Annotated in this window: 9 protein-coding genes and 1 pseudogene; 1 reads left to right on the top strand and 9 read right to left on the bottom strand. The window is 35.0% G+C overall.

Translation table 11 applies throughout. The features are described 5' to 3' along the window. Positions 1-178, bottom strand: a pseudogene (locus ACYSNX_RS11980) (IS256 family transposase); the annotation flags it as partial. A gap of 30 nt (positions 179-208) precedes the next feature. Beyond that, positions 209-2881 carry a M16 family metallopeptidase gene (locus tag ACYSNX_RS11975; protein ID WP_461754906.1) on the bottom strand — a complete coding sequence of 891 codons (2673 nt, stop codon included), beginning with the start codon at positions 2879-2881 and terminating at the stop codon, positions 209-211. A gap of 525 nt (positions 2882-3406) precedes the next feature. Between ACYSNX_RS11975 and purL the strand changes: the two genes are divergently transcribed. Continuing rightward, entirely contained in the window at positions 3407-7078 is a 3672-nt protein-coding gene (gene purL / locus ACYSNX_RS11970; RefSeq protein WP_461754905.1) for a phosphoribosylformylglycinamidine synthase, read from the top strand. 137 nt (positions 7079-7215) lie between these two features. Here the strand turns inward: purL and hisIE are convergent, their stop codons facing one another. The 7 genes from hisIE to hisG form a co-directional block, all read right to left on the bottom strand. Next, a complete protein-coding gene (gene hisIE, locus ACYSNX_RS11965; RefSeq protein ID WP_461754904.1) occupies positions 7216-7866 on the bottom strand; it encodes a bifunctional phosphoribosyl-AMP cyclohydrolase/phosphoribosyl-ATP diphosphatase HisIE in 651 nt (216 codons plus the stop codon). A gap of 4 nt (positions 7867-7870) precedes the next feature. After that, positions 7871-8614, bottom strand: coding sequence for an imidazole glycerol phosphate synthase subunit HisF (gene hisF, locus ACYSNX_RS11960; protein WP_461754903.1), 744 nt, complete (start codon positions 8612-8614; stop codon positions 7871-7873). Next, positions 8608-9321: a 1-(5-phosphoribosyl)-5-[(5-phosphoribosylamino)methylideneamino]imidazole-4-carboxamide isomerase gene (locus ACYSNX_RS11955; protein ID WP_461754902.1), complete on the bottom strand. Its 714-nt coding sequence runs from the start codon at positions 9319-9321 to the stop codon at positions 8608-8610. The genes hisF and ACYSNX_RS11955 overlap by 7 nt, the downstream gene beginning before the upstream one ends. Before the next feature lie 76 nt (positions 9322-9397). Continuing rightward, a complete protein-coding gene (gene hisB / locus ACYSNX_RS11950; RefSeq protein WP_461754901.1) occupies positions 9398-10510 on the bottom strand; it encodes a bifunctional histidinol-phosphatase/imidazoleglycerol-phosphate dehydratase HisB in 1113 nt (370 codons plus the stop codon). After that, positions 10503-11555, bottom strand: a complete 1053-nt coding sequence (hisC, locus tag ACYSNX_RS11945; RefSeq protein ID WP_461754900.1) for a histidinol-phosphate transaminase — start codon at positions 11553-11555, stop codon at positions 10503-10505. The genes hisB and hisC overlap by 8 nt, the downstream gene beginning before the upstream one ends. Next, positions 11545-12837 carry a histidinol dehydrogenase gene (gene hisD, locus ACYSNX_RS11940; RefSeq protein WP_461754899.1) on the bottom strand — a complete coding sequence of 431 codons (1293 nt, stop codon included), beginning with the start codon at positions 12835-12837 and terminating at the stop codon, positions 11545-11547. The genes hisC and hisD overlap by 11 nt, the downstream gene beginning before the upstream one ends. A gap of 10 nt (positions 12838-12847) precedes the next feature. Then, entirely contained in the window at positions 12848-13705 is an 858-nt protein-coding gene (hisG, locus tag ACYSNX_RS11935; RefSeq protein WP_461754898.1) for an ATP phosphoribosyltransferase, read from the bottom strand. Positions 13706-15021: the final 1316 nt, after the last annotated feature.

Genomic DNA, 15021 nt, shown 5'->3' with positions numbered 1-15021 from the left:
TCTCCTCCTCTAAATGGTTCTCTAGTTCACCTTCTAACATAGTTTCTAGAAAGTGTTTTAAAAGGGGCGCAAAGACACCATCTGGACCATTCATTTTCTTACCTTGATAAATATCGGCCATAGCCTGCTCTTTGAAACTTTCGAAATCGAATCCGCTCTTTTTGTTGTTTGTGTTCATAAGACTAATTTACATTTTTATATGATATAATTAATTTTGTGACACAGTTGGTGCTACACCTTCCGAGTTCTTAGCATTGTCAAATTGATTTTGAGCTGCAGGCATATTATTCATAAGTTCCATCATAGCATCCACTGCCTGAGGTAATTTATTTGCTTGGGTTCCTACATAAGCAATCACATAGTTATGATTTCCAAGTTTATTTGCGTTAGCATAAGAAGCATAAGCCGAATAGGCTAAACTCTTACTTTCACGTATTTCTTGAAAAACTACAGATGCCATCCCTCCTCCAAAATAATCATTAAATACACTAGAGTATGCAAGTAAGTCCTTATCAAATAAAGACTCTCTTGATCGGAAACTTATTTCTGCTTGAACCATTTCATAAGGAGTAAAATATACATTTCTAGCCGTTTTTGGCTCTGCAAAAACTACTGCTTCTGGTACTTTTTGACCCTTACCTAAATTATGGATCGATTTTATCGATTCTTCTACTTGTTTGACTTGGCTTCCATAATAGAAAACATCGTGATTATAGTTAAAAAGCCCATGTATAATACCTACTAACTCCTCTGCTTTAAGTCCTTGTAAGGCTTCTTTAGAAAGCACATTTGTAAACCTACTAAGCTCCCCTTGGCTTGCAGTATATGCATTCAAAGCAGCTTTAATCCTATTTTTATTTGTCTTTTGATCCTCTCTACTCTTAAAGTACTGATCTATTAAGTTATCCAAAGCCTTTTGATCTACTTTTGCGTTTTTAAATAAGTGTTCTACTAAAGCAATACCTTTGTCCATAGATGCATTTAGCCCAGATAGGCTAATAAAACTCTGGTCACTACTTACTGAATAACTAAAACTTATTCCCAATTTATAAAACTCTTCTCTTATTTGAGCTGCCGAATATTTATCGGTTCCCAACAAATCCAAATAATTCAAAGCTGGAAGCAATTTCTTACTATTATCAGATCCCATATCAAATATATAAGTAACCGTACCTAGATCATTAGTTGTATTCTCTATATGGTATAAAGTAGAAGTTGGACTTAGTTTACTTTGAGCAATCGCCTTTTTAAAATCAATAAAAACAGGCTCAATTGGCTTTACTTTAATTTCATTTAATTCCTTATAAAACACACTCTCGCTTTCTCTATTAAGATCAATTGGAGTAATACCGGGATTCTCTACATAAACCAAATTGCGTTTATCACCTTTTCTTTTGTAAACAATTGCATAATTATCCTTGTAATTCTCTTTGGCAAACTTAACAATGTCTGCTTTTGTGATTTTAGCCATTTGATCAATTTCTGAAACTACCTCTTGCCAAGATCTACCTTGAACAAAAGCTGTATACATCTGCGATCCCATGCCTTGATAACTTTCGAGGTTTTTCATTGCATCCACTCTTGCTTCATTAATAACAGCCTCCAATAACCATTGTGGGAAATCCCCATCTTTTACCTTTTGAATTTGCTCCAAAATTAGTTGCTGAACCTCTTCTAGAGTTTGTCCTTGATTTGGGTAACCTGAAAAATAACTCACAGAGTAATCTTTTAAAACCAAAGACATACTTCCCGCTTGTAATGCAGCTTGTTTTTGATTAATATTTAAGTCTATTAATCCAGCTGTACCGTTAGTTAGAAGTAAGTCAATTATCTTTACATATAGCGGGTCCTGGCTTTTTACTCCATCAAAACGAAAGGCAAATTGAACATTCTCGGCCTCGGGAGAAAATATTTCACGACTTTGAATTTTAGTAAGAGGCTTCTCAAGGGCTACATACTCCACAATATCTTTAGAGGACTTAAAATCTCCAAAATAATTATTGACCATTTCTATAGTAGGCTCAAACTCTAAATCTCCTACCAGTACAATAGCCATATTATTGGCAACATAATATTTATTAAAGTAATCTTTAATAGCTATCATGGAAGGATTTTTAAGGTGTTCCGAAGTACCAATGGTAGTTTGTTGTCCGTAATTAGATTCGGGAAATAGCATTTGAAAGATAGCCTCAAAAACAGCTCTCCCATCATTGTCCTGTCCACGATTAAACTCCTCGTAAACCGCTTCTAATTCGGTATGAAACAAACGCAATACAAGTTCTGAAAATCGCTCGGACTCTATAAATAGGAATTTATCTAATTCATTAGATGGTATGGTATTTTGGTATACCGTTTCTTCAAACCAAGTATGAGCATTTGTTCCTACTGCTCCTAAAGTAGCCACAGACTTATCATACTCATTTGCTATTGCGAAGGAGGAGGCTATTTTGGATATAGAGTCTATTTGCTGGTACAAAGATTTTTTCACTTCTGGATTATTCTCCGCCTTGTGCTTTTCATATAAATCTTCTATTTGCTGAAGATACTGCTGTTCTATTTCCCAATTGCTAGTTCCTAATTTACTAGTTCCTTTAAATAACATATGTTCCAAATAATGAGCTAAACCAGTATTGTCACTAGGATCGCTATTCGATCCAGCCCTTACAGGAATATAAGTTTGTATAATAGGCTTATCTTTAATTTGTGCTAAGTACACTTTTAGGCCATTACTTAAGGTATAAACCCTAGTTTTAGAAGGATCATTTTCTACTATTTCATAGGTAAACCCTTTAGAATCCGTATGCTTTACAGTGCGAAACTGCGCGTGTAGTATGGAGGAGAGAAAAAATACTGCCCCTAGAAGTATAAGCTTCTTTATCATAATTATTAAGTTAAGATCGTTAATCCTGATAAAGTAAGTGAAAAAACACTGACTTTTAAAATAAAATCCATTCGAATTTAAAAATCATTTTATCCTCTACCATTTTACTATCAGCAAGTTAAGTGAAAAACATATTTAACCTACACCACATATATCCAAGGCATTACCCACTGCAGTGAATACCGAATGCTTTTTATTTTTATTTGCATTTTCTTGCCCTTTGGCTACGAAAATAGCTTTAACCTTGTTACGCAAACAAAGGCATAAGTAATGCTTTACACAGAACTAATTTACAATAGAATCAAAAAAGGCGCAAAAAACCGTAGTTAAAAGGCATTGTGAAAAAAAATAATGCATAGTATTTAAAACACATAAAATCGCTTTTAACAAGGCGAACCCCACCTATATCCCAAAGTTAAAATCAAACTATAACTCTATTGCTTAACAGCCTTAAGATTAGTTTTTTTATTGACTTTTTTTAGCTACTTTTGCACCTTACAACAACAACTTAATATTCATAACATAATGATTCATTTCTTCGAAAACCCTTCGAGAAAGTTCTATGCTGTTGAAGCTCAGAACGATTTATCTAATGAAGATATCCAAAAGTTAAACTGGTTATTTGGTAATGCACAATACTTAAACCAAACCAGTCTTGACAAGGCTTTAGTAGGACCTCGCGCAACTATGGTAACTCCATGGAGTACTAATGCGGTGGAAATTACTCAAAACATGGCAATCCAAGGAATTACACGTATTGAAGAATTTCAAACTCAAGAAGACACACAGGACTTTGATCCTATGTTATCTCAAAAATTTGCCGGTTTAGACCAAAATATCTTCCACATAGATATTGCACCAGAGAAAATCATCTATATTGATGATATTCAAGCGTACAACCAACAAGAAGGTTTAGCTTTAAACCAAGAGGAAGTAGAATATCTAAATAACTTATCTGAAAAATTACAACGTAAATTAACCGACTCTGAAGTATTCGGTTTCTCACAAGTAAACTCAGAGCACTGTCGTCACAAAATATTTGGTGGAACATTTATTATTGATGGACAAGAAAAACCAAGTTCTTTATTTAACTTAATTAAAGAAACTTCAAAACAAAACCCAAACGATATCGTATCTGCTTATAAAGATAACGTTGCTTTTATCAAAGGACCTAAAGTAACGCAATTCGCACCAAAATCAGCAGATAAACCAGACTTTTACCAAGAAACAGATTTCGATTCTGTAATTTCTTTAAAAGCAGAAACGCATAACTTCCCTACTACAGTAGAGCCATTTAATGGAGCTGCAACAGGTTCAGGAGGTGAGATTCGTGACCGTTTAGCAGGTGGACAAGGTTCATTACCATTAGCGGGAACAGCAGTTTATATGACAGCTTACTCTCGTTTATTATCTGACCGTCCATGGGAGCAAAAAGTACAAGAAAGACAATGGTTATACCAAAGTCCTATCGATATTTTAATCAAAGCCTCTAATGGTGCTTCTGATTTTGGAAACAAATTTGGACAGCCATTAATTACTGGTTCTGTATTAACTTTCGAACACCAAGAACAAGATCAAACTCTTGGATACGATAAAGTTATTATGCAAGCTGGAGGTATTGGCTATGGTAAATTAGACCAAGCAATTAAACACACTCCACAGCAAGGAGATCAAATCGTAATCTTAGGAGGTGAAAACTACCGTATCGGTATGGGAGGTGCAGCAGTATCTTCTGCCAATACAGGAGCTTTTGGTTCAGGAATTGAATTAAATGCTATCCAACGTAGTAACCCAGAGATGCAAAAAAGAGCTGCCAATGCAATTCGTGGAATGGTTGAATCAGAGCACAATCCAATTGTATCTATTCACGATCACGGAGCTGGTGGACACTTAAACTGTTTGTCTGAATTAGTAGAAGAAACAGGTGGTAATATTGATTTAGACAAATTACCTATTGGAGACCCTACTTTATCAGCAAAAGAAACTATTGGAAATGAGTCTCAAGAAAGAATGGGACTTGTTATTGGTAAAAAAGACATCGAGACCTTAGAGCGAGTAGCTCAAAGAGAACGTGCGCCAATGTATACAGTAGGAGAAGTAACTAATGATGATCGCTTTACTATTGAATCCAAAACAAAAGGGGACAAACCAATGGATTTTGCCCTAAGTGATATGTTTGGAAGTTCTCCAAAAACGATCATGGAAGATTCTACAAAAGAGCAAACTTTTGAAGAATTAGAATACCAAAGCAAAGACATCCCTATGTACTTAGACCAAGTTTTACAATTAGAAGCAGTAGCTTGTAAAGACTGGTTAACAAACAAAGTGGACCGTTGTGTTGGTGGTAGAGTTGCTAAACAACAATGTGCAGGACCTCTTCAATTACCTTTAAATAACTTAGGAGCTATGGCTTTAGATTTTAAAGGAAAAGAAGGAGTTGCTACAAGTATTGGACATGCTCCAGTTGTTGCTTTAATTGACCCTGCTAAAGGAAGTAGAAATGCAATTGCAGAGGCTTTATCAAATATTGTATGGGCTCCATTAAAAGAAGGTTTAAAGAGTGTTTCTCTTTCTGCTAACTGGATGTGGGCTTGTAATAACCCAGGAGAAGATGCACGTTTATACGATGCTGTAGAGGCTTGTTCTAAATTTGCTATCGATCTTGGAATTAATATCCCAACTGGAAAAGACTCTTTATCTATGAAGCAAAAATATCCAAACCAGGATGTTATTGCTCCAGGAACAGTTATTATCTCTGCAGCAGCAAATACTACAGATATCACTAAAATTGTAGAGCCAGTCTTAAAGAAAAGCGCAGGTTCTATCTACTATATCAACTTATCTCAAGATGAGTTACAATTAGGAGGTTCTTCTTTTGCTCAAATTTTAAACAAAATTGGTAACCAAGCACCTACTATTAAAGATGCAGCATACTTTAAAAAGGCATTTAATACTGTACAAGAGTTAATTCAAAAAGGATTAATTGCAGCAGGACATGATATTGGAAGTGGAGGATTAATCACTACTTTATTAGAGATGAGTTTCGCTGATACTAATTTAGGAGCTAACTACGATCTAACAGTATTAAACCAAAAAGATAGCGTTAAGGCATTATTTAACGAAAATATCGCTTTAGTTATCCAGGCTACAAATGACCAAGAATTAGAACAAGTACTTAAAGCAAATAATATTGCTATTGAGAAAATTGGACAAGTAACGGATAAAGAAGTAGTGAATATCACTAACTTCGAGGATACTTTCTCTTTCGATGTACCTTCAACAAGAGATACTTGGTATAAGACATCTTATTTATTAGATCAAAAACAAAGTAAAAACAATACAGCTACTGAGCGTTTTAATAACTATAAAAATCAGAGATTAAACTTTGATTTCCCAGCAGATTTCGATGGTAAATTACCTGTAATTGACCCGAGTAAACCACGTCCAAAAGCGGCTATTATCCGTGAAAAAGGAAGTAACTCAGAAAGAGAAGTTGCCAATGCAATGTATGCAGCTGGATTTGATGTAAAAGACGTTCACATGACAGACTTAATCAGTGGTCGTGAAACTTTAGAAGATATCCAATTCATTGGAGCTGTTGGAGGATTCTCTAACTCGGATGTACTTGGTTCTGCTAAAGGATGGGCTGGAGCATTTTTATACAACGAAAAAGCTAACACAGCATTAAAGAACTTCTTTGCAAGAAAAGATACTTTATCTGTTGGTATTTGTAACGGATGTCAATTGTTCATGGAATTGGAGTTAATTAACCCAGAACACCCAGAGCACGGAAAAATGTTACATAACAACTCTGCAAAACACGAGAGTAACTTTACATCAGTAACTGTACAGCCAAATAACTCTGTAATGTTATCTTCTTTAGCTGGAAGTACTTTAGGAGTTTGGATTTCTCATGGAGAAGGTAAATTTAACCTACCACAAGAAGAATCTGCTTATGATATTGTAGCTAAATATGCTTACCAAGAATATCCTGCAAACCCTAACGGTTCAGATTATAACACAGCTATGATGTGTGATTCAACAGGTCGTCACTTAGTGATGATGCCACACATTGAGCGTTCTTTATTCCAATGGCATTGGGCTAACTACCCAGAGGGAAGAAACGACCAAGTTTCTCCTTGGATGCAAGCTTTCGTAAATGCGAAAAACTGGATCGAAGAAAACAATGCAAAATAATACGCAAAGTTTATAAATAGCAAAAGGCTGTCTTTTTTAAGGCAGCCTTTTCTTATTTATATATTCTGTAAAACTTAGCTCTTTGATGAGCTTCTTTTGCATTTATCTTATTACATACTATATACTCCATTATAAAGTTACTTTGTCTTGTCTAAGTGCCTTTGCTGCAGAATTTGTTCTACTTCTAAAAGGCTATATCCCTTCACTCTTAAAAGCAATAAGTAGTGGTATAATAAATCAGCAGCCTCGTTTAAAAAAAGTTCTTTTTCATCTCTCATTGCCTCTATAACAAGCTCTACTGCTTCCTCACCTACTTTTTGAGCTACCTTATTTATTCCTCTAGAAGCTAAAGTAGCTGTATAGGAATCAGCCTGATTTTCCTGGAGTTTCTCTAGGAGGATTTTCTCTAGCTTTAAAACAAAGCTTTGTCTTTGCAGTGCCTGTGCAGAATCTTCTTTAGTATCTTCGCTTTGCTCTGAAACTAGATTAAAACACGATCTATTACCTGTATGGCATACTGGGCCTTGTGGCTGTACCTGAATAAGTAAAGCATCTTTATCACAATCTAAAGTAATTTGAACAATAGATAAGTAATTTGCTGAAGTCTCCCCTTTTGTCCATAAACGCTTTTTACTTCTACTATAAAAAGTAACCCTATTTTGCTGTATACTTTGGTTATAAGCTTCCTGATTCATATAACCAAGCATTAGCACCTCTTTGGTAGTACTACACTGTATAATAGCAGGCACCAGGCCATCCCCTTTATTAAAATCGATATATTCTTGCATTTTCTTATTTGTTTGTTTGCTTAATGGCCCGTTTAATTTGATCTACACTTACTTCGTTATAGTGAAATACACTAGCACCTAAAGCACCAGTTGCCTTTGTTTTTTCAAACACCTCCACAAAATCACTTACCTTCCCTGCTCCACCCGAGGCAATTACTCCAATAGAAACACTATGGGCAATCTCTTTGGTAATATCTAAAGCAAAACCCTGACACTGCCCATCGTTATTCATGGAGGTTAGAAGAATTTCGCCAGCACCTAAACGCTCTACTTCTTGGGCCCATTCTACTGCTTTGTATTTACTTTGAACATTCCCGCCATGAGTGAAAACCCACCATTGTCCGTCTATGTTTTTCACATCAATAGCCACCACTACTTTACTAGAACCAAGACATTGAACTAATTCTTTTATTAAATTTGGATTTTCAATAGCACTAGAATTAATAGCTATCTTACTTGCTCCACTTTGTATAATAGCCTTGGCTTGCTCCAAAGTTTTTATACCTCCTCCTATACAAAAAGGAGTGGATATTTTGTCTTTTATCTTTTTCACTAATTGCAAAAAAGGCTCTCTTTGCTCAACTGTAGCGCTAATATCTAAAAAGACTAACTCATCTACTTGTTGATTTTGGTACTCTAAAGCCATTGCAATAGGATCTCCTAAAGTTTTTAAATTAACAAAGTTTATTCCCTTTACAACCTTATCGCCTAAGATGTCCATACATGCGATTATTCTGTTTGCTACCATAACTTTTCGATTTGTTTTAATGTGATTTTATTCTCATAAATAGCCTTGCCAATTATTGTGGCGTAACATCCTATTTCCTTTAGCCTATATAGGTCTTCTACACAAGAAATTCCCCCAGATGCAATCAAAGAAATTTCTCCCTGAGCTAGTATGTCTTCATACAAGGAAAAACTTGGTCCCTCTAACATACCATCCTTATCAATATCTGTTACAATACTATACTTTATGCCTTTTTGCATATAATTATTCAAATAAGGTAGGATTTGATCTTTACTATCCTCTAGCCATCCTCTGGTTTTAATACGCCCATTTTGGCAATCTGCTCCTAGAATAATTTTTTCACTTCCATAGAAATCTAACCAGGTTAAGAATAAATCCGGCTCTAAGCTAGCCACACTTCCTATACTTACTTGATTGGCTCCACATTCAAAAGCAATAGATAAATCCTTATCGGTGGATAGTCCACCTGAAAAATCTACTTTTAAATTCGTTTTCACACAAATAGCCTCTAGTGCATTATAATTTATCACCCTACCAGACTTAGCTCCATCTAAATCTACTAAGTGAAGATGGGTAATTCCATGATCCTCATATCTCTTGGCTACTTCTACCACATCGGCAGAGTAAATTTTTTGGGTAGAGAAGTCCCCTTTACTAAGGCGAACACATTTACCTTGAATAATATCTATAGCTGGAATAATTTTCATTTTTCTTTTATTATATACCTCTTTTAAAAATACTCTAGTGCAAGATTAAAAAAGCTATTAGTCCATAATGTAAGTTTTATAAAACTCCCTTTGTACTTGGAATAGAGTAAATCGTATTTTTAGTTACTGCCATTTTTAATGCTTTAGCAAAGCACTTAAATATAGCTTCAATTTTGTGGTGTTCGTTTTCCCCACTAGCCTCAATGTTTATATTACATCCTGCCCCTTGGCAAAAACTTGCAAAAAAATGCTCGAACATCTCACAGGGCATATCCCCTATCTTTTCTCTTTTAAAGTCGGCTTTCCAAACCAAATAAGGTCTATTGCTAAAATCTAATGCCACTTGAGCTAAACAATCGTCCATAGGTAGGCAGAATCCATATCGTTCAATGGCCTTTTTACTGCCTAAAGCCTCTTGAAAAGCCTGACCTAGAGCAAGTCCAGTATCTTCAATGGTATGGTGCTCATCTACCCATAAATCCCCTTTAACCTGCACCGATAGACCAATATTCCCGTGCTTATTAATTTGGGTAAGCATATGATCGAAAAAGCCTAATCCAGTTTGTATACTACTATCTTGAGCCCAATCTAAATTAACCGCCACATCGATGGCTGTTTCCTTGGTTACTCTTGTCACTTTAGAGGTGCGAAAGATTTGTTTTAAGTAAGTATAGATTAGCTGCCAATCTTCACAAACCAAGGTGCACTGGCTCGTATCTTGGTTTTGGAAAGCACTTTGAGCATCTTGAATTAAAATACTCTGAGCACCTAAGTTTTTTGCTAGCTCTATATCCGTTGGTCTATCCCCTATTACAAAAGAATTAACCAGATCATAATTGCCATAGATGTATTTGCCAAGCATACCTACGCCAGGCTTTCTATTAATAGAATTTTCCTCTGGTAAAGAAGGATCAATATAAATATCCTTAAACTCTACCCCTTGACTCTTTAGAAGATCTATCATAGCATTTTGTACAGGCCAAAAATCCTCGCTAGGAAAACTTGCGGTTCCCATACCATCTTGATTAGATACTAAAACTAAATCGTAATCCAATTCTAATGCTATACGACTTAAAGCAACTACGGCATTTTTCATATAACTAACTTTGGAGAAACAATCGATTTGAAAGTCTTCTGGCTCTTTTAAAATAGTTCCATCTCTATCTATAAATAATACTTTTTTACGCATTTTCAATTTGTTTTAAACTTTGGATTACTAATTGGTTTTGCTTAGGACTACCTATGGTTATACGTAAAGAGTCCTTTACCACAGAGGTTCTATTACGAACGATAATCCCTTTACTTTGCAGGTATTCAAACACCTTTTTGGCATCTTTAAAAACCACTAAAATAAAGTTAGCATCACTAGGATATACCTTTTGGACAATACTTAAAGAGGATAATTGTTTTACTAAAATATTTTTTTGTTCTAGAATACTTTGGCAATTGTCTTTCATCTTTTGGGGATCACTTACAATCTTTAGGGCCTGGTTTTGATTGAGCTCACTAATATTATACGGAGACTTTACTTTATTAAATACCTTGACTAGTTCCTTGTCCATAAAGGCCATTCCCAATCGAACTCCTGCACCTGCCCAAGCTTTAGATAAGGTTTGCATCACAATGACATTTTTATACTTTAAAAAAACATTCTCTAGATCATTAGATTCCACAAAGTCTATATAAGCCTGATCTAAAACTACAATACCTACAAATTCTTTTATTAATCGAATCACATTTTTGGTATCAAGTAGGTTTCCACTTGGATTATTCACCTGACAAATAAAAAGAACCTTTGCATTTTCTACAGCTAATACCTTATCAACTACTTTGGAAGTTAGGGTAAAGTCGGTATCTAAATCAACTCCCACTACTTGGGTTTGGTGGATATCAGCATATACCTTATACATACCATAGGTAGGTTGTAAAACTACCACCTTATCCTGCAAGGGTTGGCAAAAAATGCGGTATACCAAATCAATCACCTCATCACTACCATTGGATAAGAATATATTCTCTGACTTTATGGATTTTACCTTACTTATCTGTTCTTTTAGTTTTTTCTGCAGAGGATCGCAGTAACGATTATACTCTCCCTTTGGACTCTCGTTAGCATCTAAGTAAATATACTCCTGGCTTTGGGTGGTATTATCTTCTTCTCTAGCACTAGTATATGGAACTAAATTCCAGATATTCTCTCGAATTAGACTTTTAAAATCTAGATTATTTTTCATTGTTAATTTTTTTTAATCGAATACTAACTGCTTGCTCGTGGGCCATTAATCCCTCACTCAAAGCCATGGCCTGAATACTTGGACCCAGATTTAAAAGACCTTGCTTACTAATGGATTGGAAGGTTATTTCCTTTGTGAAGCTACCTAAGCTAACTCCAGAATACATCCTAGCATATCCTCCTGTTGGCAATGTGTGATTGGTTCCTGAGGCATAATCTCCAGCGCTCTCGCAAGTGTATTTACCCAAGAAAACACTACCTGCGTTTTTAATCTGATCAACATACTTCTCGGGATTTTCTACATTGATAATTAAGTGCTCCGGAGCATATCTATTACTAAAGTCGATACACTGATTGATAGTATCAAAACAAATGGCAAAACTATTAACTAAAGCCTTCGCTATGATATCTTTACGAGGTAAGGATTGCATTTGTTGGGTTATAGATTCTTGCACTTGCTTTATTTTATCCATAGAGTTACTAAGTAATACTACTTGAGAATCTGCTCCGTGTTCACATTGACTCAATAAATCACTTGCCACAAAATCCGCATCACTACCACTATCTGCTATAACTAAAACCTCGCTAGGTCCAGCTGGCATATCAATACCTACACCCTGTAACTGTACTAATTCCTTTGCTTTGGTTACCCACTGATTACCTGGCCCGAAAATTTTATCTACCTTCTTTAGGCTTTGTGTACCATAAGCCATGGCAGCTATGGCCTGGGCTCCCCCAATTTTATAAATGGTTTCAATACCCAGTAAACTAGCTACATATAGTACTTCAACGGCCACGCTTTGGTCTTTTTGACAAGGAGTGCATAAAACAATGCTAGGGCATTTTGCAATTTGAGCAGGTATCCCAAGCATTAATAAAGTGCTAAAAAGTGGAGCGGAACCACCTGGAATATACAATCCCACTCTATCAATAGGGACTGAACGCCTAAAACACTCTACTCCTTTAGTAGTGGTTATCACTGGGTGTTTAATTACCTGGCTAGAGTGAAAGGTGTATATATTATTATAGGCTACTTTAATGGCCTGCTTTAACTGGGGAGAAATCTTGTTTTGAGCCTCTTGGATCTCAGCCTTACTTACTGTCAAAGTATCCAAAGCGACTTTGTCTAATTCTAAAGTTAGATCATAAAGCGCCTGATCTTTTTGCTGCTTCACCCTTTGTAATATTGCCTCTACCTTGGGTCCTAATTCTTTGTTAGTAGCACTTGGTCTTTGACACAAAGCTGACCAGTTCTCTTGACTAATACAGTTATATACTTTCATAGTGCAAAATTTAAAGGATCATTTTTTCTATTGGAAGCACTAAAATACCTTGTGCACCGGCTTGTTTCAATCGTTGTATATTGGACCAAAAGTCATCCTCATTTATTACCGAGTGAACCGAGCTCCATCCCTTGGTAGCAAGTGGAAAGATACTTGGGCTTTTCACTCCTGGTAAAATGGTGATTATTTGCTCTATGCTTTCATTTGGAGCATTAAGTAAAATGTATTTGTTTTCCTTAGACAGTAAAAGAGCATTTATTCTTTCCACTAGCTGACTTAACACATTTGTTTTTTCTTGGGATAACTCTTTGGATTTTATCAAAATAGCTTGGCTAAACAAAATACTCTCTACTTCTTTTAATCCGTTACTCATAAGGGTAGAACCACTACTTACTATATCACAAACTCCTTGAGCAAGACCAATACTAGGGGCTATTTCTACACTTCCAGAAATAGTTTCAATGGTAGCTTGTATCTTATTTTCATCTAAAAACTTTTGTAATAATACGGGATAGGAAGTGGCTATTTTCTTTCCTTGGAAATAATCTAAGCCAGTGTAATCTGCATCTTTAGTAACGGCTAGAGAAAGTCTACAAGCAGAGAATCCCAATTTTCGAACAATATCTAAGTCTAGGTCCTCCTCCAAAAAGACATTCTCCCCTACAATTCCAATATCTGCAATATTATTTTGAACATATCTTGGAATATCATCATCTCTTAAGAACAAAACCTCTAAGGGAAAGTTGGTACTTTGTGCAATTAATTTACCTGCACCATAGGGAATCTTTATGCCACATTCTTTAAGAAGTTCTAAAGATTTTTCACTTAATCTGCCACCTTTTTGAATGGCTAAAGTTAATTTACTCATCGTTTTAATATTTTTAAAACCCTTTTAAATTAACAAACAGGAAAGTAAGACTATACAAATGCGTATAAAAACAAAAAATCCCGTTTGAGAACTCAAACGGGATAATTAGTTATTTTATTTGTTACAACATCACAACATTATCTGCTCGCTTTGAGTGCAAGTGAAAATGATGATGATGATGTAATTTATTTGAAAACATTTTTTGTCGTATTTGTATAAGGCAAATGTATATAAAAATTCTTCTTGTCAAAATTTAAAATTCATTTTTATTGTTTTTTATTTTATTTCACCTCGATAATATCAATATAAATTACTAATAATCAAAAGCTTACGTTTAATTAAAAAATTTCAAAAATAAAGCAAACTTATTCTTTATTTCATCTTTCAAGTTAGCTTTCGGTTAATTTCCTACTGTCTAAAAGTTCAAAATGGTGCATCACGTCAGCTATTTTTTTAAGAAGTAGCAGAATTAACAACTATAAATTCCTCTTTATTATTATCTAAAAAATCCTCTTTACAGGTAAAAAACAAAGCTCTACCACAGCTTGATGCTAAAGGAGCTCCTAAAGTACTTTCATATAGGTAAAGACAAATTAAATACTTATATCGACAAGCTTTTTTAGAAAAGCTAAAAGAGCTTCTAAAGGATTATATGGAGGGTGAAGCAGAAATTACAGAAGAATAATTAGCAATTTTACATGTTTTCCTAAAAAATAGTACAGGAAGATTTATCCTTCTTAAAGGTTTATCCAAACATGCTCTTGGACAGAGTATAAATAATGGTAAATTCTATGCTGTCATAGCATTAAATGACAAGCTTGATGATTGGGTTCCAGATTATCCTACTATACTTCCCTTCATTATTCTTCTCTTTAAAGGGCAAATTATTTATGATGGTATTATGGATTGTTATAAGATAAAATTCTTAGCCAACATCAAAAAAGTTTTATACAAAGCTTATACGCAAACAAATAAAATAAATAATTAAAACCTGTTTGGATTAATCCATTAAGCAAAGTGCAATTAGAAACAGTGCGTTGTCTCTTTTTGAAGTAGAGTTTTTTCTATTCACAGTAAAACAAGAGAAAGCATCAAATACAAAAGCTTGAAATAACGGGAGTGTAACATGAACTGTGTCATCTCCTGTTTCCAAGCCTTGGGGCTTAAGCCCCAAGGCTTGGAAACAGGATTTTTTTTACGGCTGTAATCTATCCCCAAATTTAATATAAAGCTGAGACATTGTCAAGCCCCAATTGCGAATAGGCATAGTCCATTTTTTAGATACATCTTTGATGGCTAGATAGACTAGTTTTAAT

The organism is Myroides sp. LJL115 (assembly GCF_054871665.1).
This window is presented reverse-complemented; position numbering and strand designations above follow the sequence as displayed.

What these genes read in the sequence shown, in the direction of transcription:
- ACYSNX_RS11975 (WP_461754906.1), bottom strand. Translation starts at nt 2,881, where the DNA reads ATGATAAAGAAGCTTATACTTCTAGGGGCAGTATTTTTTCTCTCCTCC.
- purL (WP_461754905.1), top strand. Translation starts at nt 3,407, where the DNA reads ATGATTCATTTCTTCGAAAACCCTTCGAGAAAGTTCTATGCTGTTGAA.
- hisIE (WP_461754904.1), bottom strand. Translation starts at nt 7,866, where the DNA reads ATGCAAGAATATATCGATTTTAATAAAGGGGATGGCCTGGTGCCTGCT.
- hisF (WP_461754903.1), bottom strand. Translation starts at nt 8,614, where the DNA reads ATGGTAGCAAACAGAATAATCGCATGTATGGACATCTTAGGCGATAAG.
- ACYSNX_RS11955 (WP_461754902.1), bottom strand. Translation starts at nt 9,321, where the DNA reads ATGAAAATTATTCCAGCTATAGATATTATTCAAGGTAAATGTGTTCGC.
- hisB (WP_461754901.1), bottom strand. Translation starts at nt 10,510, where the DNA reads ATGCGTAAAAAAGTATTATTTATAGATAGAGATGGAACTATTTTAAAA.
- hisC (WP_461754900.1), bottom strand. Translation starts at nt 11,555, where the DNA reads ATGAAAAATAATCTAGATTTTAAAAGTCTAATTCGAGAGAATATCTGG.
- hisD (WP_461754899.1), bottom strand. Translation starts at nt 12,837, where the DNA reads ATGAAAGTATATAACTGTATTAGTCAAGAGAACTGGTCAGCTTTGTGT.
- hisG (WP_461754898.1), bottom strand. Translation starts at nt 13,705, where the DNA reads ATGAGTAAATTAACTTTAGCCATTCAAAAAGGTGGCAGATTAAGTGAA.